Source organism: Mesorhizobium sp. M0088, from assembly GCF_040322895.1.
Taxonomy (GTDB): Bacteria; Pseudomonadota; Alphaproteobacteria; order Rhizobiales; family Rhizobiaceae; genus Mesorhizobium.
In genome coordinates, this window is the sequence record NZ_JAMYUI010000027.1 from 13,684 (window position 1) to 36,721 (window position 23,038).

General features: G+C 63.3%; 19 protein-coding genes. 8 read left to right on the forward strand and 11 right to left on the reverse strand.

Annotated features, from left to right (window positions below):
• Nucleotides 1-4: 4 nt before the first annotated feature.
• The 3 genes from NKJ67_RS27530 to NKJ67_RS27540 all read left to right on the forward strand — a co-directional run bounded on the left by NKJ67_RS27530 (nt 5) and on the right by NKJ67_RS27540 (nt 1,599).
• Nucleotides 5-175, forward strand: coding sequence for a hypothetical protein (locus NKJ67_RS27530; RefSeq protein ID WP_127268806.1), 171 nt, complete (start codon nt 5-7; stop codon nt 173-175).
• A gap of 102 nt (nt 176-277) precedes the next feature.
• Entirely contained in the window at nt 278-1,108 is an 831-nt protein-coding gene (locus NKJ67_RS27535; RefSeq protein WP_352584324.1) for a helix-turn-helix domain-containing protein, read from the forward strand.
• Between the two features lie 71 nt (nt 1,109-1,179).
• A complete protein-coding gene (locus NKJ67_RS27540; RefSeq protein WP_352584326.1) occupies nt 1,180-1,599 on the forward strand; it encodes a VOC family protein in 420 nt (139 codons plus the stop codon).
• 23 nt (nt 1,600-1,622) lie between these two features.
• Here the strand turns inward: NKJ67_RS27540 and NKJ67_RS27545 are convergent, their stop codons facing one another.
• On the reverse strand, nt 1,623-3,095 hold the full coding sequence (locus NKJ67_RS27545) for a cobyric acid synthase (RefSeq protein WP_292680156.1): 1,473 nt from the start codon (nt 3,093-3,095) through the stop codon (nt 1,623-1,625).
• Nucleotides 3,095-3,709, reverse strand: coding sequence for a dimethylsulfonioproprionate lyase family protein (locus NKJ67_RS27550; RefSeq protein WP_352584328.1), 615 nt, complete (start codon nt 3,707-3,709; stop codon nt 3,095-3,097). Before NKJ67_RS27550 ends, NKJ67_RS27545 begins: the two co-directional genes overlap by 1 nt.
• 136 nt (nt 3,710-3,845) lie before the next feature.
• Here NKJ67_RS27550 and NKJ67_RS27555 point away from each other — a divergent pair, with 136 nt between their 5' ends.
• On the forward strand, nt 3,846-5,012 hold the full coding sequence (locus NKJ67_RS27555; RefSeq protein ID WP_352584330.1) for an isobutyryl-CoA dehydrogenase: 1,167 nt from the start codon (nt 3,846-3,848) through the stop codon (nt 5,010-5,012).
• Nucleotides 5,009-5,920, forward strand: a complete 912-nt coding sequence (gene mmsB / locus NKJ67_RS27560) for a 3-hydroxyisobutyrate dehydrogenase (protein WP_502905243.1) — start codon at nt 5,009-5,011, stop codon at nt 5,918-5,920. Before NKJ67_RS27555 ends, mmsB begins: the two co-directional genes overlap by 4 nt.
• A 331-nt stretch (nt 5,921-6,251) precedes the next feature.
• Here mmsB and NKJ67_RS27565 read toward each other — a convergent pair whose 3' ends face one another.
• The 8 genes from NKJ67_RS27565 to NKJ67_RS27600 form a co-directional block, all read right to left on the reverse strand.
• A complete protein-coding gene (locus NKJ67_RS27565) occupies nt 6,252-8,690 on the reverse strand; it encodes a GcvT family protein (RefSeq protein WP_352584334.1) in 2,439 nt (812 codons plus the stop codon).
• A gap of 195 nt (nt 8,691-8,885) precedes the next feature.
• Complete coding sequence (locus tag NKJ67_RS27570; protein WP_127271457.1) at nt 8,886-9,530, reverse strand: cytochrome c oxidase assembly factor Coa1 family protein; 645 nt, start codon at nt 9,528-9,530, stop codon at nt 8,886-8,888.
• A gap of 81 nt (nt 9,531-9,611) precedes the next feature.
• Entirely contained in the window at nt 9,612-9,977 is a 366-nt protein-coding gene (locus NKJ67_RS27575) for a hypothetical protein (protein ID WP_127397691.1), read from the reverse strand.
• Between the two features lie 143 nt (nt 9,978-10,120).
• Nucleotides 10,121-11,500 carry an aspartate aminotransferase family protein gene (locus NKJ67_RS27580; protein ID WP_127268234.1) on the reverse strand — a complete coding sequence of 460 codons (1,380 nt, stop codon included), beginning with the start codon at nt 11,498-11,500 and terminating at the stop codon, nt 10,121-10,123.
• 47 nt (nt 11,501-11,547) lie between these two features.
• Nucleotides 11,548-11,688, reverse strand: coding sequence for a capsid protein (locus tag NKJ67_RS27585; RefSeq protein WP_127268233.1), 141 nt, complete (start codon nt 11,686-11,688; stop codon nt 11,548-11,550).
• A gap of 68 nt (nt 11,689-11,756) precedes the next feature.
• Entirely contained in the window at nt 11,757-13,829 is a 2,073-nt protein-coding gene (locus NKJ67_RS27590; protein ID WP_352584337.1) for a prolyl oligopeptidase family serine peptidase, read from the reverse strand.
• 68 nt (nt 13,830-13,897) lie between these two features.
• On the reverse strand, nt 13,898-15,070 hold the full coding sequence (locus NKJ67_RS27595; protein ID WP_127409077.1) for an MFS transporter: 1,173 nt from the start codon (nt 15,068-15,070) through the stop codon (nt 13,898-13,900).
• Nucleotides 15,071-15,233: 163 nt separating this feature from the next.
• Nucleotides 15,234-16,409, reverse strand: coding sequence for an MFS transporter (locus NKJ67_RS27600; protein ID WP_352584339.1), 1,176 nt, complete (start codon nt 16,407-16,409; stop codon nt 15,234-15,236).
• Between the two features lie 253 nt (nt 16,410-16,662).
• Here NKJ67_RS27600 and NKJ67_RS27605 point away from each other — a divergent pair, with 253 nt between their 5' ends.
• From NKJ67_RS27605 to NKJ67_RS27615, 3 genes are read left to right on the forward strand one after another with little or no spacing between them, the layout of a single operon-like run.
• On the forward strand, nt 16,663-18,240 hold the full coding sequence (locus NKJ67_RS27605) for a trimethylamine methyltransferase family protein (protein WP_128308992.1): 1,578 nt from the start codon (nt 16,663-16,665) through the stop codon (nt 18,238-18,240).
• Between the two features lie 57 nt (nt 18,241-18,297).
• Nucleotides 18,298-20,868 (forward strand): GcvT family protein, encoded by a 2,571-nt coding sequence (locus NKJ67_RS27610; RefSeq protein WP_352584341.1) that lies wholly within the window; start codon nt 18,298-18,300, stop codon nt 20,866-20,868.
• 9 nt (nt 20,869-20,877) lie between these two features.
• Nucleotides 20,878-22,233, forward strand: coding sequence for a M24 family metallopeptidase (locus NKJ67_RS27615; protein WP_352584343.1), 1,356 nt, complete (start codon nt 20,878-20,880; stop codon nt 22,231-22,233).
• Here the strand turns inward: NKJ67_RS27615 and NKJ67_RS27620 are convergent.
• Nucleotides 22,198-23,025, reverse strand: a complete 828-nt coding sequence (locus NKJ67_RS27620) for a phosphate/phosphite/phosphonate ABC transporter substrate-binding protein (RefSeq protein ID WP_352584345.1) — start codon at nt 23,023-23,025, stop codon at nt 22,198-22,200. The two genes, NKJ67_RS27615 and NKJ67_RS27620, sit on opposite strands and share 36 nt — an antisense overlap.
• Nucleotides 23,026-23,038: the final 13 nt, after the last annotated feature.

The following is a 23,038-nucleotide window of genomic DNA, read 5'->3' on the forward strand; positions in this document are numbered from 1 at the left end:
ACACATGAATCTTAGCGCACCTACGCAGATCGTTTTTATCATTTCCGTTGTTATCGCCATCATCGGCGCACTCGCCGCGCTTGGCGTTCTTGCGTTCATTCCACTCGCATCGGTGTGGATTGTTCTTATTGCTTTCATCGTGCTTGCCGGCGGCTGCTTGATGCGCGGCGCCTGACCATTTCCCTTGAAGTGGGGACGAGGAGCGGCCGGCCAAAAGCCGGGCGCTTTTGATTCCGGCCCCGGGTCTGCTAGATTTGACTTGGCGCAAGGATGGCCGATGCCAGTCGAGATGCAACCCCAGCAAGAGCAGGACCGGTCCGTCGCCGGGCGGTTCGAGATGCGCCGGCGCCTGCCGGATCCTCGACTTCAGGGCATTGTGTCGGACATTTGCGGCTATCGCGAAATGACGCCCGGCCATATGCGCAACGTCGAATACGCGTCGCTCAGCGTACCGCTGGTCATCAGCTTCGCCGAACCCTTCGCCATCGGCCTCGGCAAGGCGCCCGGCGACAATGACCGCTTCGCCAGTTTCGCCGCCGGCCTCTTTGCCGGACCGGTGGTGATCGAATCATTCGGCGGCGCCTGCTGCGTCCAGGTCAACTTCACGCCGCTTGGCGCACGCCGTTTCTTCCGCCTGCCGATGAGCGAACTGGCCGACAGCATGGTCGTCCTCGACGACGTGCTTGGCGCGCAAGGCTTGGCGCTGCGTGAAAAGCTTGGCAACGCGCCGGACTGGACGGCGCGTTTCGACATGGCCGAAGCTTTCGTCACCGCCCGTCTCGAGAATGCCGCCGAGACGCCGCTTGAAATCGCCTGGGCCTATGACCGCATCATCGCATCCGGCGGCCGGACCCGCATTGGATCGATCGCCGAAAGGCTGGGCTGGAGCCGCAAGCATCTCGCCGGCAGTTTTTCCAACGCCATCGGCATCGGCCCCAAGACGCTGTCGCGCATCGTCCGCTTCAACCGGGCGCTCGGCCTGTCGAGACAGCCGACAGCCGATTGGGCGGATATAGCCGCCGATTGCGGCTATGCCGACCAGGCGCATCTGGTGCGCGAGGTTCGCGACCTCGCCGGCGAAACGCCGACCGCGCTCTCCGTCAGGTAACATTTCTTCAAGACGCCGGAACGGTCTTTGAGCAGGGTGGGTTATCGACCAACCCAACGAAGGAGGTTCCCATGCCAACCACCACTGAAGCGCCCCGCCTCTACCCCGCTTTGCGCTACAAGAACGCGGCAAGAATGATCGATTGGCTGGGCGAGGCTTTCGGCTTCAGCGTCCGTGCCCGCTATGGCGAAGGCGATGTCGTGCACCATGCCGAACTGGTCTTCGGCTCCTCGATGATCATGCTGGGCACGGTGCGCGACGACGACTACGGCAAGATGGTCGGCGAACCCGGCTCAGGCGGCGGCAAGTCGATCTACATTGCCGTCGACGATGCCGATGCCGCCTATGCCAAGGCCAGGAACGCCGGCGCCACGATCATCGAGGAATTGACCAACCGCGACTATGGCAGCCGCGAGTTCATCTGCCGCGACCCGGAAGGCAACGTCTGGTCCTTCGGCACCTACTGGCCGAAGGCGGGCGAAAAGGCCTGAGCCAACCTCGGGCGCTCTGCGAATTACCGAGCCAGCGCAAAGATCGCGTCGCAGTCGAGATGGGTCTCCAGCTCGGCTGCGACCTCGTCCAGCGCCCGCTCGACCTCGGCCCGGTAGTCGATGCCGCCGCCTTTGATGCCGAGGCTTTCGAGGAATCTCCCGCGAAAGCCGTCGGCGCCAAACAGGCCGTGCATATAGGTGCCGATCACCTTGCCGTCGGCCGACACCGCCCCGTCCTCGACACCATTGATGACAGCGGAAGGCCGCAGCGTATCCGGTCCGATGGTGCGGCCGAGGTGGATTTCGTAGCCTTCGAGCGGCAAGTCGAACGGCACCGAACGGGCGCTGACGTTGCGCACCGTCTTTTCCGGTTCCATCACCGTTTCGACGTCGAGCAGGCCGAGCCCTTCGGCTTCGATGACGCTGCCTTCGATGCCGTCAGGGTCGCGCACTGTGCGGCCGAGCATCTGGAAGCCGCCGCAGATACCAACGACATGGCCGCCGCGCTTGCGATGGGCCAGCAAGTCGCGATCCCAGCCGTTCTCGCGGAATTTCAGCAGATCGCCGATCGTCGACTTGGAGCCCGGAATGACCACCAGCCCGGCATCGGCCGGCAGAGGCTTTCCCGGCGGCACGAACACCACCTCGACCTGCGGTTCGGCCTTGAGCGGGTCGAGATCGTCGAAATTGGCGATGCGGCCAAGCATCGGCACCGCCACCTTCAGCGCGCGTGCCTCGCCGGACGCCAACCGCTCCAGCACCACCGAATCCTCCGAAGGCAGGCGCGCCGCCGCCTTCAGCCACGGCACCACGCCGAAACAGCGCCAACCCGTGAATGTCTCGATCGACTTCAGCCCATCGTCGAACAGCGAAACGTCGCCGCGGAACTTGTTGATGAGATAGCCGACGATCATGCGCCGGTCCTCCTCCGGCAGGATCAGATGCGTGCCGGCGACCGAAGCGATGACGCCGCCGCGATCGATGTCGCCGACCAGCACCACCGGCACGTCGGCGCGCGTGGCAAAGCCCATATTGGCGATGTCGCGGCTGCGCAGGTTGATCTCGGCCGGCGAACCCGCGCCCTCGACGATGACGAGATCGGCGCCCTCGCCGACCTTGCCCCAGGAGTCCAGAACGGCGTCCATCAACTGGCCCTTCATCGCCTGGTAATCACGCGCCCGCGCTTCTCCGAACATTTTGCCCTGCACGATGACCTGTGCGCCGACATCGGTCTGCGGCTTCAGCAGCACCGGGTTCATGTGGACCGAGGGTGCCACGCCGCAAGCGATCGCCTGCAGCCATTGCGCGCGGCCGATCTCGCCGCCGCCAGCTTTGTCGCCGGGAATATCGGCAACGGCGGCGTTGTTCGACATGTTCTGCGGCTTGAACGGCCGCACCTTCAACCCACGCTTCTTTGCCGCGCGGCAGAGGCCGGCGACCAGCACCGTCTTGCCGACGTCGGAACCCGTGCCTTGCAGCATGATCGCTCTGGCCATCAGTCCCTGCCCTGCGCCAAGGTTCCGGTGATATCGGATTTCTGCGCCAGCGGCCCGCCGCGCCAGATGTACAGCGCCAGCAATGGGTCTTTGCCGGTGCGCATGGCGTGATTGACGTTGGACGCGTGGTGGACGACCTCGCCGGCCGTGCGCATGCAAAAGCCGCTCTCGCCCATGCGCCATTCGGTACCGCCGGTCAGCGGAATGTAGATTTCCTCGGCAATGTGATGGTGGTCGGGATAGACGATATCAGGCCCAAGGATCAGCACGCCGGCGGCGACCGCGTCATTGACGAAGTGGCCTCGGGTGCCGAACACTTCCAACCAGCCGTAATTGTCGATGAACTCTTTTCCGAAATCCGCCTCGCTGTAGGTCTGCCCCCAGCGGAGATCGTTGCGCCGTTCAGCAAGCAGTTGCACCAGCGGCTTGGCATCCGACGGCGCCAGTTCTGCGGCGCGATCGAGATGACGCAGGCAGCTGAGCGGATGCGGCTCCAGCGTGCGAGCCGGCATGTCCCAGCCAATGCGCGCCACGGCATCGCGCACCAAGGCGTGATCCACGGAGAAAAGGTATGCGCGGAACCGGCCCAGCAGTTCATCGAATTTTGTCGTCACATCTTACTCCGGACATGCATTGATGCACAGCCGCTCCGCAGGGGATCGGGTTGCGCGGCGGCATCATTGGTCTAGATTGGTGCGCGCGCAAAGCCAAAAACGACAGGCCAACAGGTCGAAGATTAGGGAGCACGCCATGGACGCCGCGGTCGATGCGAGCACCAGCCAGTTCGAACTTAACGAGGAGCAGCGCGCCATCCAGGAGATGGCGCAGGCCTTCGCCGCAGACCGTGTCGCGCCAAATGCGCTCGACTGGGACCGTAACAAGCATTTCCCGGCCGATGTGATCCGCGAGACCGGCCCGCTCGGCCTCGGCGGCATCTACATCAGGGACGATGTCGGCGGCTCGGCACTTGGCCGGCTCGACGCCGTGCTGATTTTCGAGGCGCTGTCGCACGCAGATCCGGCTTTTTCGTCGTTCATCTCCATCCACAATATGGTGGCGTCGATGATCGACCGTTTCGGCAATGACGAGCAGCGCCAGCGCTTCCTGCCGAAGCTCACCTCGATGGAATGGCTGGCCAGCTACTGCCTGACCGAGCCAGGCTCCGGCTCCGATGCCGCAGCGCTGAAAACGCGCGCGGTCAAGAGCGGCGGCGACTATGTCCTCAACGGCACCAAACAGTTCATCTCCGGCGCCGGCGACAGCGATGTCTATGCCGTCATGGTGCGCACCGGCGCGGACGGCCCGAAAGGCATTTCCACCATCGTCGTGCCCAGAGATGCGCCAGGCCTTTCCTTCGGCGCCAACGAGCACAAGATGGGCTGGCATATGCAGTCGACCCGCCAGGTCATCTTCGAGGATTGCAAGGTGCCGGCGGAGAATCTTTTGTCAGGCGAAGGCGCGGGCTTCGGCATTGCCATGGCCGGACTCGACGGCGGCCGTCTGAACATCGCCGCCTGTTCGCTGGGCGGCGCGCAATCTGCGCTCGACAAGGCGCTTTCCTACACCGCCGAGCGCAAGGCCTTCGGCTCGAAGATCAACCAGTTCCAGGCGCTGCAGTTCAGGCTGGCCGACATGGAGACCGAGCTGCAGGCGGCGCGCATCTTCCTCTACGCGGCTGCATCGAAACTCGACCGCAAGGCGCCGGATGCCGGCAAATGGTCGGCGATGGCCAAGCGCTTCGTCACCGACACCGGCTTCAATGTCGCCAATGACGCACTGCAGCTACTCGGCGGCTATGGCTATTTGCACGATTACGGCATCGAGAAGCTGGTGCGGGATCTGCGCGTCCACCAGATCCTCGAAGGCACCAACGAGATCATGCGCGTCATCATCGCGCGGGCATTAATTGGCCGCTGACGGCAACAAATCAGGAGAAATCGATGACCACCATTGCCTTCATCGGCCTAGGGAACATGGGTAATCCGATGGCCGCTAACCTGGTCAAGGCGGGGCATGCGGTGAATGGTTTCGACCTTGTGCCGGAAAACCTCACCGTCGCCCGAGAGCATGGCGTGACAGTGATGGCCAATGCCGTTGCCGCGGTGAAGGATGCCGATGTGGTGATTACGATGCTTCCCGCTGGCAAGCATGTGCTCTCCGTATACGAAGACATCGCGCCCAAGGCCAAGCAAGGCGCACTCTTTATCGATTCCTCGACCATCGACGTCGAGTCAGCCCGCAAGGCCCATGCCGTCGCCAGGAAGCACGGGCTGTCGTCGATCGATGCACCGGTCTCAGGCGGCACCGGCGGTGCCGCGGCCGGCACGCTGACCTTCATGGCCGGAGGCTCCGATGACGCCTTTGCAATTGGCGAGCCGATCCTGAAGGCGATGGCCGGCCGCATCGTCCATTGCGGCGGCGACGGCGCCGGCCAGGCGGCAAAGATCTGCAACAACATGATCCTCGGCATTTCGATGATCGGTGTCGCCGAGGCCTTCGTTCTGGCCGAAAAACTCGGCCTGTCGCACCAGGCGCTGTTCGACGTCGCCTCGACCTCGTCGGGACAATGCTGGTCCTTGACCACCTACTGCCCGGTGCCCGGGCCGGTGCCGACTTCGCCCGCAAACAGGGACTACAACCCAGGATTTGCAGCGGCACTGATGCTGAAAGACCTGAAATTGTCCCAGGAAGCCGCGCATGGTGCGGGTGCTGTAACGCCGCTTGGTGCCGAAGCAGCCCAGCTCTATGCCTTATTCAACGCCCAGGGACATGGCGGGGTCGATTTCTCCGGCATAATTAATTTTCTCAGGGGTAACCCAGCGTAACCCCCGGATTTGCCGGATTTTTCCGGTTTCCTTGGGTGGAAAAAGTGCAAATTTAGATTTGCTTAAGCTCTCGATAACTCCGCGGTAACGATGTCCCTATAAAACGGACTGCGAGGCGGACATATCTCATCCGCCCGGCGCTCCGGATCAGGTCTCGCGTACCGGAGCCCGTAAGTTTCGACAAGTGCCATAAGTTTCGCAAAGTGTTTGCGTAGCGAAGCGCCATGCGTATCTGGCAAAGCCGCGTTCCCGATGGAGCGCGGTTTTTGCGTTTGGGCTTCAGCGCATTTCGAGGCATCGATAAACCCGGACAACTGTACTTCGGGATGCCTCACATGCGCCCACGGGCGCCTTCCGGATCATAAGGGGAGTCGGCGATCACCTTGGCCGCGCGGCGCTCGCCGAGGATCGAAACCTCAAGCTCGGTACCGGGCAATACAAGTTCCAGCGGCAGCAACGCGAGTGCGATGTCGTGACCAAAAGTATAGGAATAGCCTGACGACGTGACGTGGCCGACGAGCGCACCTTCGCGGTAGACGCCCTCGAAGGCGAACGCACTTGCACCGTCCGTATCGATCGATAGCGTGGCGATCCGGCGTGCCACCCCCTGCTTCTGTTTTGCGACCAGCGCCGCGCGGCCGACAAAATCTCCTTTGTCGAGGCTGATGAAGCGGTCGAGACCGCTTTCCCAGGCCGACAGTTCGAGATTCATATCGCGATACATGGCGCGGTAGGATTTATCGAGACGAAGCGATTCCAGCGCTTGAAGTCCGGCCAGCCTCAGCCCGTGTGCCTCTCCCGATGCCAGGAGCGCATCCAGCAAATGCCGCTGATAGCAGAGAGGATGATAGAGTTCCCATCCCAGTTCGCCCGAATAGTTGACGCGCAGGAGCCGTACGTCGCTGGCCATGCCGACGGTGCCGGACTGCACGCTGAACCATGGAAAGGCTTCATTGGAGAGGTCGATCTCCGTCAGCGGCTGCAATATGTCGCGCGCCTTCGGCCCAACCAACGTGAAGCTGCCGCGATCCTCCGTGACGTTGCGCAGATGCACGCTGCCGTCCTTCGGCAACAGCCGGCTGAGATCGTCAAGGTTCCAGCGCTCGGCGCGCGGCGTCGATATGAGATAGAACAGCTCGCTCTGCAGCCGCGCCACCACATATTCGGCCTGCACGCAGCCGGCCGGCGTCAGGTGATGGGCAAGAGCTACGCGACCGGGACGAGGCAGCCTGTTGGCCAGGATTCCGTCGAGCCAGCCCTTGGCGCCCGGCCCGCTAACCTCGAACTTGGTCATGGGAGTCATCTCGACCAGCCCAGCGGCCTGGCGGACAGCCTGCACCTCCGCGGCGACGTGGTTCCCTTTGGGGGTCCAGCGCCAGCTGTAGACATTGCGCGCTTCGACACCGGCAGGCGCAAACCAGCTCGGCATCTCCCAGCCGTTCAACACATCCCACACCGCGCCGAGCTGGCTTAGACGGTCATAGGAAGGGGCCGTTTTCTGCGGTCGCGCCGCCGGCATGTCCTGGCCTGGATAGTGCTGTACGGCGTGGGTGCCCCAGGCCTCCCGGACCTTTGCCCGGGTCCAGTTCTTGTTGGCATATCGGCCGAACCTGCGGGGGTCCAGCTCCGCCGTGTCGATGCTGTTGCCACCCTCCACGATCCGTTCGGAGAGGTAATAGCCAATCGCACCACCCCAAAGGATGCCTCCCGGCACCCCTTCGGCGAGCCAGACATTCTCCAGGCCCCACGCCTGCCCCATCAGCGGCAGTTCATCGGCCGTCATCTGGAAAGGTCCTCGCACATTCCGCTTGATGCCGGCGCGTCCGAGCGCGGGGACCAGTTCGGTCGCACGTTCCCAGTTCCAGGACACGGCATCGAAATCCTCATCGAGCAGATCGGCGCCGAACCATTCCGGGACGCCGTTTTCAGCGAACAGCTTGAGCTGCTCGGTGCGCTCATAGGGACCGAACATCAGCCCGTCGCCTTCTTCGCGCAGATAGCCCTCGTAACCCTCGTCCCTGAGGATCGGCATTTCCGGAAGACCAAGCCGCTTGCGTTCCACAATTTCGGGGACCGCCTCGGTGATCCAGTACTGATGCAGGATCGGGATCGCGGGAATGTCCAGGCCAAGCATGGCGCCGGTCTGGCGGGCGTAATTGCCTGTTGCAAGGATGACATGTTCACAGACGATCTCGCCGCGTGAGGTCTTGACCCTCCACTCGCCGCTCGGCATGCGTTCGAAGCCCACAACCTCGGTATCGAGATGGATCTTCGCGCCACGGTCGCGTGCACCCTTGGCCATGGCCTGGGTGACATCGGCGGGTGCAATGTGGCCGTCATCGGGATGATAAAGGGCACCCAGCATGCTGTTGTTGTCGAGCAGCGGCCAGATTTCTCGCGCTTCCGCGGGCGATACGATCCGGGCCCGCACACCCTGGACCTCGGCAACGTCCATGTAGCTTCTGTACTCGTCCAGCCTGTCGCGCGTGTTGGCAATGCGCAGCTGGCCGCATTTGTGCCAGCCGACGTTCTGGCCCGTCTCCGCCTCCAGCCCCTCATAGATTTCGATCGACCTGGCGATCATGCGGCCGACATTGCGGCTGCGCGCGTAAGAAGGGATGAGCCCCGCGGCATGCCATGTCGACCCGGCCGTAAGCTGCGTTCGCTCCAGCAATGCCACATCGGTCCAGCCGCGCTTTGCCAGGCCGTAGAGAATGCCTGCACCCACACAGCCGCCACCGACCACGACCGCACGAAAGGAACTCACCATATGCGCGTGCCCTTGTATGAAATTGCCACCGGTCCACATGAACGCATGCGCATACTGTCAGACAGCATCCGGCTTTTCAGCATATTTCCTTGTCTGGAACGCAGCAGTGGTCACCCGACTGTTGGGCCACAAAGCCGGCCGAACTGTCAGCCTTCGCGCCCGCGTTTAGGCTGCGTTTTTTTGCGTTTTGCCCCGCTATATTCCGATTGCAGCATTCGGGATCGGGACATGATCTTCGTTGATCAGCACGATCGGCGCGTCGGCTCCTTCGACCCTGACGACCAGCAGGCGCAGGCTCCATGTGCCGGCTGTCCGGACAGCGGTCGAGTAGGCCGTGCCCTTGCCCTTGGCGCCGTGGACCGGAATGCCGAACTGGGCGTCGCCGGCCCCATTCGCATTGACGTTGAGATGGCCGCCGACCCAGAAACTGTCGGTCAAATCATCACCCAACGCCGCCTTGACGCGGTCGTCGGCGCGAAGCCTGTCCATCGTCATGTGATAGGCATCGCTGCCTTTCAGGACGTAGGGAATGCTGCCCACCATCGTCGCGCAGCCGCCAATCCCGACCACCCAGACGGCAAGGCCGGCGATTGCCCAGTTGCGTTGCGTCTTGCGAAACTGTTCCGCGTCGCGCCAGGCGCGGTTCTGCCAGGCCCAGCGGCTGCCGCGTGCGCCCAGCACGATGATCATGATGATGTTGACGACAGGGATCAGCGCCAGCAACGCGATGAAAGTGCTGTTGCCGATGCCCCAGATCCAGTTGAGGAAGAAAGCGCCCCAGTTCCAGCGGTCGAGTTCGGCTGGAATTTCAGCCGGCTGGTTGAGCGGTTGTCCGGCCATCGTGTCCCCCATCGGTGACGTACCGACTGATTCTAGCGCATGAGCCCGTCAATGCGCAAAATCAAAGTTCTGCAACTTCTGTCAGGTCTTGTTGGACAGCCGGCGAAAATTCGCTTTCACGGCACGGCTTGCCGGCTTCAGCGCGGCGCTGATCGAGCGCTCCGCCGCGACCCCGTTGAACAGCGACGGCGTGCGGCCGGAAAAGATTTCCGGCCAGAACCGCGATGCCGATTGCAGGAAGGACATTTGCGCCGCAAACACGCCTTCGGCCATAGCGGCGGTCTTCTCGTTTACCGCACGCGCGGTCTCCGTGCTCCAAGGCTGGCTGCTCCCGCCATCCATGGCCATCAACGGCAGCCGCATCATCGCCACCAGCGGCGCCAGCATCAGGTCGCCGCCGATGATGGCCGCTTCTTGCGTCCGTCGGCTCTTGCCGGTCTTTCTCATGGAAACAAAACCCCTTGTCGCGGCCGAATCAGCCGCAGCCCCACACACTACGCGCTTGTGGTGGAATTCGTTCGCTCCCCGCGTCAGCATGGCCTCAAGGCTGGGCGCTCCCGCCGAGGAGCGCCCAGCCGAGGGGTCGAGTTCTACCGCTTGCGCAGGTCGGCTTGCGCCAGATCCAGCGCCTTCGAGATGCGGTCGCAGGCCATATCGATCGTATCACGGGTCCAGATCAGCGGCGGCGACAGGATCATCGTGTCGCCGGTAGCGCGCAGCATCATGCCGTGCGCGATGGCATGATCGCGCACGGTCACCGCCGCACTTCCAGCCGGCAGGAACCGCTCCTTGGTCGCCTTGTCCTTGACGATCTCGATTGCGCCCATCAGTCCGATCGAACGCACCTCGCCGACCAGATCATGCCCGGCAATGCGCTCCTGCAACGCCTTGGCGAAGTAAGGGCCGGTATCGTTCCGGACGCGATCGACCAGCCCTTCCCGCTCGATGATCTCGAGGTTCTTCAGCGCCACGGCGCAGGCCACCGGATGCCCGGAATAGGTGTAACCGTGATTGAACTCGCCGCCCTTCTCGACCAGCGTCGAGGCGATGCGGTCGCCGACCAGCAATGCCGACAACGGCTGATAGCCCGATGTCAGCGCCTTGGCCGTGGTGATCGTGTCGGGCTCGATGCCGAGCGTCTGGGCAGCGAACCACTCGCCGGTGCGGCCATAGCCGGTGATGACCTCGTCCAGCATCAGCAGGACATCGTATTTGCGGCAGATGCGCTGCACTTCCGGCCAGTAGCTCGCCGGCGGTATCTTCACGCCGCCCGCCCCCATGACCGGCTCGCCGATAAAGGCGGCAACCTTGTCGGCGCCGGCTTCGAGGATCGCCTCCTCGACAGCCCCGGCCGCGCGCAGGCCGAAATCATGGTCGCTCTCTCCCGGCAGCGCCAGTTCATAGGCGTAGGGCATCATCACATGGACGATGTTGGGCACCGCACCGTTGAGCTGCTTGTGCATACCATCCATGCCGCCGAGCGAGGTGCCGGCAACGGTCGAGCCGTGATAGGCCATCTTGCGCGAGATGATGCGGTTCTTCTCCGGCTGGCCTTCCAGCACCCAATAGTGGCGCACGAGACGCAGTGCCGTGTCGTTGGCCTCCGAGCCCGACGAACCATAGAACACCTGGTTGACGTGCTTTGGCGCGATCTCCGCCAGCTTCTTGGACAGCAGCACTGGCGTCGGCGTCGAGCATTTGAAGAAGGAGTTGTAATAAGGCAGTTCCTTCATCTGGGCATAGGCGGCCTCGGCCAGCTCGTCACGGCCATAGCCGATGTTGACGCACCACAGCCCGGCCATGCCATCGAGGATTTCAGCCCCCTCGGAATCGTAGATAAAAGGGCCATTGGCATGGGTGATGATGCGCGACCCGGCCCCGCGCATTTCCTTGTGGTCGGTGAACGGATGCAGATGATGCGCGGCGTCGATCTGCTGAAGCTGCTTCAGCGAATAATTCTGATAGGTCATGTCTGATCTTCCCTCTGGATTCTATCCGGCAAGCCGGGGCGAATGCTTCAGAGGCAGAGAGGTGGCGAATAGCCGATGCGGGCGCACAGCCGCAAAAGCTCGGCGCGCAGCGTACGCGGTGACGGCGTCACCGCGACCCGCAATGCGCGAGCCTCAAATGCGCCAACCAACATCCTGACGAGAGCCATGGCTGGCACCTTAGAGCAAAGGCTGGTCGAGGAGAACCACCCTTTGCTTGGCCCATAACGGAATGAGTCTAGGCCTTGGCTGTCAGCGCCCTCTGCAGGAAGACATATTTCATCGCCGTCTGCGCCGCCTGCGGCCGGCGGTCGCCACGCCCGCCATGACCACCCTCGGTCTCCTCGAAGAACAGCGTCCTGGCATGGCCGGCTTCCTGCAGGCGGGCGGCCATCTTACGCGCATGGCCGGGATGGACCCGATCGTCAGCGGTCGATGTGGTCAGCAGCACCGGCGGATAGGCGGCAGCGGCGTCGACATGCTGGTAGGGCGAGTAGGCTGAAAGCCATTTCGCGTCTTCGGGTTTCGACGGATCGCCATATTCGGCCATCCACGAGGCGCCAGGCGGCAATTCGGCGTAACGCAGCATGTCGAGCAGCGGCACCTCGATGATGACGGCGCCGAATAGCTCGGGATGCTGCGTCAAGGAAACGCCGGTCAGCAAGCCGCCATTCGAACCACCCTGGATGCCGAGTGAGCTTGCTGTCGCGATGCCGCGCTTGACGACGTCCTGCGCGACCGCTGCGAAATCGTCGAATCCGTTTTGGCGATTACCCTTGAGCGCCGCTTGATGCCAGGCCGGGCCGAACTCGCCGCCGCCACGGATGCAGGCCTGCACATAGGCATTGCCCTTTTCCAGCCATAGCCTCCCGCGCACGCCGGCATAGCCGGGCAGCAGCGGCACTTCGAAACCGCCATAGCCGTAAAGCAGCGTCGGCACCGGCCCCTTCTGATCGCGCCGCCTGACGACAAAATAAGGGATCATCGTGCCGTCCTTGGAGCGCGCCTCGAACTGTTCCGAGATGAGCGGCGAGGCATCGAAACGCGCCGGCTGCGACTTCACGGTAGCGAGCGTCTCGCCATTGTCGTCAGACCAGATGATCGAACTCGGGGTCAGGAAATCGGTGAAGGAGAAGGACACGCTCGAGCCGAACTGCTCGGCATGGCTGATGCCGACATTGCCATTTTCGGGCAGCGCCACCGGTTTCAGCGACCAGTTGCCATCCTTGCGCTCGCAGACGACGACCTTGCCGCGCACATTGTCCATCAGGCTGATGAACAGCCGGTCCTGCGTGCGGGCCATGCCGGCGATGGAAACGCGATATGCCGGCTCGAACAAGGTTTCGACAGATCCGAGCGCGCCGGTCTCGACCCAGTGCGCCAGATCCAGCGAATAGAGGCCGTCGGGCTTGCAAACCGTGCCGTCGGGCGACGTCCATGGACTGCGCACGCCGAACACGAGCTGATCCCTGAATATTGCCGTATCGGTCATGTCGTCCGGTAGCGGCAGCTGTTTGTTTTCGCCGGAAGGCAGCCGAAGGAAGATGTGCGAAGCGAAGAAATTCAGCGTTCGAGCCAGGACCAGATAGCGTCTGTCACCGTCGTACTCGACAGCGGCACCAACGGCGAGATCCTCTTTCTGCGCCTCGAAGATCGGCGTCGCGTCTTCCAGCTTGGTATCGCGCTTCCACAGCTTTATGACTCGCGGATAGCCGGAATCGGTCTTGTCGGCCTCGTCGAAAGCGGCGGAAACAATCACGGTGTCCTTATCCAGCCAGCTGAAGCCCGACTTGGAAGCGGGCGCGCGAAACCCACCGTGGACAAACGACTTGGTCGCAATGTCGAACTCGCGCATCTCGCTCGCGTCACCGCCATCCGGCGACATCGAGACAAGGCAAAGGTTGAAGTCCGGATAGAGCCGGCTGGCGCCGCTGAACACCCATTTGATCCCCTCCTTCGCCGCAAGCTGGTCGAAGTCGACGATTGTTTCCCAGTCGGGTTTCTCGGTCTTGTAGGAAGCGACCGTCGTGCGGCGCCAGAGGCCGAGCACATTGGTCTTGTCCTGCCAGAAATTGTAGACATGGCCTTTCAACGCAGCGCCGACCGCAATGTTGTCCTCGGCCGTCATCAGGTCGAGCGCGGTCTGGAACGACGCCTGGTAGGACGGATCGCCCTGCAATTCACCAACCGTGATCTCGTTCTGGCGATGTACCCAGTCCAATGACTGTATGGCTGTCCTGTCCTCCAGCCAGAGAAAGGGATCGTCGGTCGAGGGGGTGGAATTCGGCGTCTGGGTGGAAGGCTTGGTCATCAGGTCTCCGATAAACGCGTTGCTTTGAAAAAGCCAACGCGGATAGGCCGTATCGATATTCACTATGCTCAGCGCACAATTGAGGCTTTCCGCCCACCAGCGAGGCTAGCAATAGCCAGCGCCAGGCACAGCAGCCCAAGCGTGATCGGCAGCCCGCCGGCACCCAGAATATCCATGGCGCCGCCCGCCAGCGGCGGCACGGCGATACCGCCGACGCCCCACATCAAGGAAAAGGCCGCATTGCCGGCAACCAGTGCGGAGCCGGTGAAGCGTTCGCCGAGCTCGATGATCGACATCGTGTAGATGCCGTAGGAAACCGCACCCCAGATAAAGATCATTGGCCAGATCAGCGGCGACTCGATGAGAAGCGGAAGCAGGACGCAGCCGAGCACCGTGATCGCGACGCAGGCAAGCCGCACCAGGCGCGCGGAAAGCCTTTCCGCCAGCAGGCCTAGCGGCACCTGCATGGCGATATTGCCGGCAATCATCACCGACAGCAGCGCCGACATGCGGGTTTCGGTAATGCCGTGATGGGTGCCATAGACAGGCAGCAGCGCCAGCGCGCCCTGTTCGAAACCGGCGGCGACTATGACGGCAAACAAAAGCAGCCACGCCAGCGGCACGAAACCCAGGACGGAAACTTGATGCCCGGCCTCGTCGACCTTGGGCAAGCGCGGCAGCACCAAGCCCAGGCAGATGCCGCACAGCACGAAGGCGGAGATGCCGACGAGGAAGGGCGGCCAGCCCTCGGTGCCGACTGCAAGCAGGCATAGCGGCCCGGCCGCGAAACCGGCCGAGATGATCGTCGAATAGACACCCATGACGCGCCCTCGCCGGGCCGGCGGCGCCAGCGCGATGACCCAGATCTCGCTCAGCACATAGAGCGGGTTGGTCACCACACCGATCAGGAAGCGCAGGGGAAACCACAGATAGACATTCTGCGTCCAGCCGATCAGCGCCAGCACGACAGCCGAAAGCGCCGCACAGGTAAGCGCTGTGCGCCCTGCCCCGAACCGGCGGGCCAGCGCCGGGATCAATGGCGACGACAGGATGAAACCAATCGGCGTCATGGCCGCCGACAGGCCGATCATCGCCGGCGAAACGCCCTGGCGCTGCAGGATGAAGCTCAGCAGCGGATAGGACAACCCTTGCGCGATGGCGAACACCGAGACGGTCGCGATCACACCGGTGATCGCCGCCCATTGCATCGTCTCGTCCTCGTTCGATTCAACCAAATTCATTGTGCGCACCGCTATCGAGGCTGCAGGATTAGCGATTGAGCAACGCGGTGGTAAGCCCCTGGCAGGCGAAAACCGCTTGCTCCAGACAATGCCTGTCAGGAGGTTGGGCCTGTCAGGAAGTTGGGCCTGTCAGGAAGTTGGGCCGGTCAGGAGGTTGGGCTCGTCAGGAAGCTCGGCGCACGGACGACCGATACAGCGCGAACATCACCAGCACCGCGTCGAGGCCGGCGATCACGACCGGCAGCCCGAGCGGGCCGATGCCTTGCATGAGCACGCCGGCACCGGGTGGGCCGACGATGCCACCGACGCCCCACATCAGTGCAAAGGCAGCGTTGCCAGCGACCAGCACAGAGCCCTTGAACCGGCTGCCGAGTTCGACCAATGCCATGGTGTAGACGCCGTAACCGACCGCGCCCATCACCAGCAGCACGACCCAGATCAACGGCGTTGTGATCAGCAGAGGCAGCAAAAGCGCGCAAACGGTTGTTGCCAGCGCGCAGACGATGATCATGGCGCGGCCGCCAAAACGCTCCGCCAGAAGGCCGAGTGGTATCTGCAGCAGGATGTTGCCGAGGGAAAGCGCCATCACCAGCGAGGCCAGAACGGCTTCCGCCAGGCCATAGCTGGCGCCGAAGACCGGGACCAGCGCATAAGTGCTCTGCTGAACCGCCGCCGAGACAAGCACGGCAAGCAGCAGCGCAGGCGCCACCTTGGCAAAGCCGACAAGGCCGCTGGCAGGCTGGTCGTCATCCTCGAACCCGGTCAGCTTAGACGAGACCGCGTGCAGGATCACCGCGCAGAGCGCGAAACCGGCGACGCCGACCATGAAGGGCGCCCAGCCCGACGTACCGAGCAGGGTCAGCGCGAATGGTCCGGCGGCGTAGCCGGCGCCCATTAGCGTGTTGAACACGCCCATCACCCTGCCGCGCCGCGATGGCGGCGCCAGCGACAGTGCCCACACCTCGCCGAGGATGTAGAGCGGGTTGATGACGACGCCGATGATGAAGCGGATGACGAACCAGGCCACCCAGTCCTGCAGATAGCCGATACCCAGGAAGCAGAGCGCGCCGATCAGCGAGCAGCCGACCGCCAGATTGCGTGCACCGACAAGCCGCACAGCCGCGGGCACGAAAGAAGCCGAAAGGATCAGCCCGAGCGGCATCATCGCCGCCGACAAGCCGATCAGCGCTGGCGACATGCCTTGTTTCTGCATCAGCAGCGTGAACAGCGGCGAACTCAACCCCTGCGCGGCGCCGAACATGGCAAGTGCCGCAGTGACGCCGGCAAGCGCTGCCCATTGCGTTCCCGCTTCGCCTTCGCTCGAGCCGGTCGCGACCATGCTGCTATCCAAATGAACTGCTGACCATCAGGCCGGCAAGCCCGAGTAGCTATCGGTTCGATCCCGGGAAAGGAAGGGCCGGCCACCGAAATCCGCTTGCGCCAGCGAGGCGGCGGAATCAGGCCGATGTCGCGGCCGGGCACCTGCCGTTCCGGCATGTCGCTTCCCTCGCCCTAGTGGTCGCCGCCTCCGCAATGGCTGGACAGCCGCCGGTCCATTATGCCGCCCGCTATCGCATCCTACGAGGACCATCATGACCGCCGCCCTACAACCCTTGGAACCGGCATTGACCACCGACCGCGCCCGTCGCGGCGGCCGCGCCGGGAAGCGCGCCGGCGGCTCGGCCGCGTTCGAGCAGCCGGCTTTCCGCCAGCTGAAAAACCCGCTGACGCCGACTAGGCTGGTCTCCGACGACGAGCTGGAATCGATCCACCTCGCCTCCCTGCGCGTGCTCAGGGAAATCGGCGTCGACGTGCTGCATGACGAGGCCCGCAGCATCATGAAGGCGCATGGCGCCGATGTGCGCGACGGCAGCGAGCGGGTGCGTTTCGACAGCGACATGATCCTCGAACTGGTGTCGCACTGCCCGTCGGAGTTCACCATCCATGCCCGCAATCCAGCGCACAATGTGCGCTTTGGCGGCAACAATGTGATCATCTCGATGATGGCGTCGGCGCCCAATTGCTCCGACATCGATCGCGGCCGCCGGCCCGGCAACCAGCAGGACTACCGCAATTTCTTAAAGCTCGCGCAGATGCACAACATCCTGAACTGCACGGGCGGCTACCCGGTCGAGCCGACCGATATCCATCCGTCCGTCCGCCACCTCGAATGCATCCGCGATCTCAGCGTGCTCACCGACAAGGTGTTCCACATCTATTCGCTCGGCAAGGAACGCAATGTCGACGGCATCGAGATCGCCAGGATCGCGCGCGGCATCAGCCACGAGCAGATGCTGGAAGAGCCGTCCGTCTTCACCATCATCAACACGAATTCGCCGCTCAAGCTCGACGTGCCGATGATGGAAGGCATCATCCAGATGTCGAGCAAGGGCCAGGTCGTCGTCGTGACGCCGTTCACCCTGTCGGGCGCCATGGCGCCTGTCACCATCGCCGGCGCACTGGTGCAGCAGAACGCCGAGGCGCTTGCCGGCATCGCCTTCGCCCAGATGGTGCGCAAGGGCGCACCCGTCGGCTATGGCGGCTTCACCTCCAATGTCGACATGAAGTCCGGTTCGCCGGCGTTCGGCACGCCGGAATACATGAAGGCGCAGCTCGTCGGCGGCCAGCTTGCCCGCCGCTACAACATTCCCTACCGCACCTCCAACACCTGCGCCGCCAACACGGTCGACGCGCAGGCGGCTTATGAAAGCGTGTTCTCGCTGTGGGGCGCCATCCAGGGCGGCGGCAATCTGATGATGCATGCCGCCGGCTGGCTCGAAGGTGGCCTGCGCTGCTCCTACGAGAAGACCATCCTGGACATCGACCTGCTGCAGATGGTGGCCGAATTCCTGACCCCCCTCGATCTTTCCGACGAGGCACTCGGCTTCGACGCCATCCAGTCGGTCGGTCCTGGCGGCCATTTCTTCGGCACCCAGCACACGCAGGACCGCTACAAGACCGCCTTCTACTCGCCGATCCTGTCCGACTGGCGCAATTACGAGACCTGGGCGGAAGCCGGCTCGCCGACGGCGCTCGAAAAGGCCAACAAGGTCTGGAAGGAGCGGCTGGCGTCCTATGAGGAGCCTTACATGGACCCGGCCATCCGCGAGGAACTCAACGCCTTCGTCGCCAAGCGCCGGTCCGAAGGCGGCGCGCCGACCGATTTTTGATCGGCTCCCCGCCGACACCCCATCTGATTCAGTTTACGCAAAAACGGACCTATCTAGATGAAATCTCATGTAAAAGCGGTTGTCATCGGCGGCGGCGTCGTCGGCTGCTCGGTTCTCTACCACCTGGCCAAGGCCGGCTGGACCGACATCATGCTGATCGAGCGCTCGGAGCTCACCTCCGGCTCGTCCTGGCACGCGGCGGGCGGCTTCCACACGCTGAACGGCGACCCCAACGTCGCCAAGCTGCAGGCCTATACGGTGCAGCTCTACAAGGAGATCGAGGAGATATCCGGCCAGTCCTGCTCGCTGCATTTGACCGGCGGCGTGATGATGGCCGACACGCCCGAGCGCATGGACTTCCTGCGCCTTGCCCATGCCAAGGGCCGCTATCTCGGCATGGACACCGAGCTGATCACCCCCTCCGAGGCCAAGGCGATGTTCCCGCTGATGGACGAGACCAATTTCGTCGGCGCCATGTGGGACCCGGTCGAAGGCCATCTCGACCCGTCCGGCACCACCATCGCCTACTCCAAGGCGGCGAAAAAACTCGGCGCCGAGATCGTGCTGCGCAACCGCGTCGTGGAACTGACACAGGAGGTCGACGGCACCTGGAACGTCGTCACCGAACAGGGCACGGTGAAGGCCGAGCATGTCGTCAATTGCGGCGGCCTGTGGGCGCGCGAGATCGGCCGCATGGTCGGCGTCGAACTGCCGGTGCTGGCCATGGAGCACATGTATCTGCTGACCGAGCCGATGCCGGAGGTCGAGGAATTCAACAAGTCGACGGGCCGCGAGATGATCGGCGTGCTCGACTTCAAGGGCGAGATCTACACCCGCCAGGAGCGCAACGGCATCCTGCTCGGCACCTATGAAAAAGCCTGCAAGCCGTGGTCGCCGGTCAACACGCCGTGGGATTTCGGCCATGAATTGCTGCCGCCGGACCTCGATCGCATCGCGCCGTCGCTGGAAATCGGCTTCAAGCATTTCCCCGGCATCGAGAAAGCCGGCATCAAGCAGATCATCAACGGCCCCTTCACCTTCGCGCTCGACGGCAACCCGCTGGTCGGCCCGGTGCAGGGCCTGACCAATTTCTGGTGCGCCTGCGCCGTCATGGCCGGCTTCAGCCAGGGCGGCGGCGTCGGCCTCGCACTGTCGAACTGGATGGTGCATGGTGATCCCGGCTTCGACGTCTGGGGCATGGATGTCACCCGCTTCGGCGAATGGGCCGGCCTGCGCTACACCAACGCCAAGGTGCGCGAAAACTATTCGCGCCGCTTCTCCATCCGCTTCCCCAATGAGGAACTCCCGGCAGCACGCCCGGCGCAGACGACACCGCTCTACGACACGATGCTGGCCAACAATGCCGTCATGGGCGACAGCTGGGGACTTGAGACGCCGCTCTGGTTCGCACCTGAAGGCAAGGAACCCAGGGATATCGTCTCCTTCCACCGCTCCAACGATTTTGGGCCGATCGGCGAGGAAGTGCGCGCCACGCGTGAGCGTGTCGGTGTCACCGAGATCGCCAATTTTGCCAAATACGAAGTCTCGGGACCCGCAGCCGAGGATTTCCTCAACCGGCTGATGACCAACCGCATGCCGAAGACCCGCCGCATCGTGCTGACGCCGATGCTCAACGAATTCGGCAAGCTGATCGGCGACTTCACCATCGCCAAGGCGGCAGAAGACCGCTTCATGATCTGGGGTTCCTCGGCGGCGCAGAAATACCACATGCGCTGGTTCGAGAAGCATCTACCGAAGGACGGAACGGTGCGCATCCACCGCTTCGACCAGACGCTGGTAGGCCTGTCGATCGCAGGGCCGAAGTCACGTGACTTGCTGCAGAAATTGGTCGATGTCGATGTCTCGACAAAAGCCTTCCGCTTCATGGATTTCCGCGAGATGGCGGTTGGCGGGGCGCCTTGCATGGTCAACCGCATCACCTACACCGGCGACCTCGGCTATGAAATCTGGATGGCACCGGCCTACGAGCGCCTGGTTTACAAAGCGATCAAGGACGCCGGCGAGGAATTCGGCCTTGTCGATTTCGGCATGCGCGCGCTGCTCTCCATGCGCCTCGAAAAGAATTTTCCGACCTGGTTCCGCGAGTTGCGGCCGATCTATGGACCGTTCGAAGGCGCGATGGACCGCTTCATCAAGCTCGAGAAGAACGACTTCATCGGCCGCGAGGCCGCTGCCAAGGAACAGGCCGAGGGGCCAAAGCTGCGCCGCGTCTCCTTCATCGTCGATGCCACCGACGCCGATGTCATGGGCGATGAGCCGATCTGGGCCAAGGTCAGCAAGGACTATGGCACGGTTGAAAAGCCGCATGGCTATGGCGCGCCCCGATTCGACAAGGGCGGCAAGGAAATACGTGGCTCCAAGGCTGCCGAAGGCGCTTCCGCCGTGCGGGGTATCGTCGACGGTGACTGGCGCGTGGTCGGCTGGGTCACGTCAGGCGGCTATGCGCATTATGTGCAGAAGTCGATGGCGCAGGGCTACGTCCCCGCAGCGCTTGCCGAGGACGAAAGTGCCGGGCTGTTCGAGATCGAGATCCTCGGTCACCGGCGCCCGGCCCGCATCAATGTCGAAGCGCCCTTCGATCCGAGCGGCGAGAAGATGCGGACCTGAGTTTCGACCATGGACAACCCGGCGCCAAAGGGCAGCTTTGGCCGGCATCGCAAGATCATGCCGTTCGAAGCCGACTCGATCGAAGCCTTGCGCGACGCCTCCCGCCAGAAGGCGGCTTCGCTCAACCAGCATGTGCTGGGCTATGGCGCGCAGGCCGAGGCTGAATGGGTCGCGGCGGGCATTGCCACTCCCGACCTCCCGGCGATGCGCCAATACCGGCTGGAGCGCATCCGCACTGAGTTGAAGCGCCGCGACTATGCCGGCGCCCTGCTCTACGACCCCGTCAACATCCGCTACGCCACCGACTCGACCAACATGCAGCTGTGGGTGGCGCACAACCCGACGCGGCATTGTTTTGTCGCCACCGACGGGCCGGTGGTGCTGTTCGACTATTTCTCCTGCGAGCATTTGTCCGATCATTCCGGCGTCGTCGACGAAGTGCGACCGGCAGTGTCGTGGATGTATCTCTATGGCGGTGAGTTGACCGAGCAAAAGGTCCGCCGCTGGGCCGCAGGAATAGCCGATCTGGTGAAAGAGCATGGCGGCGGCAACAGCCGCATCGCCGTCGACCATATCAATCCGGAAGGCGTCGAGGAGCTGGCTCGCCTCGGCATTTCCATCGGCAATGGCGAAGCGTTGATGGAGAACGCGCGGCTGATCAAATCACCCGACGAGATCCTCGCCATGCGCCGCGCGATCGTCGCCTGCGAGGCGGCGATGGGCGAGATGGAACAAGCGCTGAAGCCGGGGATTTCCGAAAACGAATTGTGGGCGGAACTGCACCGCGGCAACATCGCGCGCGGCGGCGAATGGATCGAGACGCGACTGCTGACGTCAGGCCCGCGCACCAATCCGTGGTTCCAGGAATGCTCGTCGCGCAAGATCGAGGCTGGCGATCTCGTCGCCTTCGACACCGACCTGATCGGCCCCTACGGCTTCTGCGCCGACCTGTCGCGCACATGGCTGTGCGGCGATGGAAAGCCGACCAGCCAACAGCGCGACCTGTTCCGCATCGCTGCCGACCAGATCGGGCACAACACGGCACTGATGCAGCCAGGCATCTCGTTTCGCGACCTCGTCGAACGCTCGGCGGTGCCGCCCGGCGACTGCTTCCCGACGCGCTACGGCGTGCTCTATCACGGCGTCGGCCTGGCCGATGAATACCCGACCCTGCCGCATGCCAGCGACTGGACATCGGACACTCCGGACGGCGTGCTGGAACCGGGCATGGTGCTGTGCGTGGAAAGCTATATCGGCAGGCTTGGCGGGCGCGAAGGCGTCAAGATCGAGGAACAGATACTGATCACCGAGACGGGCAACGAACAGCTCTCAACCTACCCGTTGGATAAGAGACTGCTCGGCTAGCCCGGCAATGGCCTCGCGCAACGCCCCAACCGTCTTTTCCGGTGTCCCTGCGGCGGTGATGTAGGGCAGGCCTTTGCGCCGTCCGGTCCAGCCGACGACCGCCACCTTTTTCGCCGCCGGCTCGAAGCGTTGCGCCAGCGCCCAACTCTCGCAGTCGATGGCCGCTATATCGGCCTTGCCCTCTGCAATTGCGACGATCGAGGAACGGTGCCCACCGCTTTCGCTGCGCGAGGCAAAGAGGTCAAGGCTCTCGCCCATCGCCTCCAGGTCGCGCGTCAAACCGAGGAACCCCGACATCGAATCGAGGCTGTTGAAGGTGAAGCGCTTGCCGCGGATCCGATCGAGTGGGATCAGCGGGCTGCCGTCATTGGGCGAGGCAACCGACGGCGCGCCATCCGCCAGCATGACGATGGCGCTGGAATAGAGCTCGCCCTGCCCGCCTTCGTAGGCGTCGTAGCTTGGCTGGGCAACCACCTGCACATGCCTGGACAGGCCGAGTTCCATCGGCCCCCAGCAGGTCTGCGCGAACAGCAGCGCCGGGTGCAGCCACAGTCTGTGAAAATCGAGCTCGTCCGGCGGCAATGTCGCTGGATCGGGTGCGATCAATGCACCGGCAGCATCACGAATACCGCCCGGTATCGGCGGCAGGTCTCCATTGCGCCGCACGATGGTTTGCGGTGCGTCGATACCCTTTTGCAGAAACGCGTCGCGCAACAGCATCCATTGCGCGTCGACCTCGCCGCGCATTTCGGGCCAGTCATACATCGGCAACGCCGCAACCAATTCACTCATGCCGGATATCAAA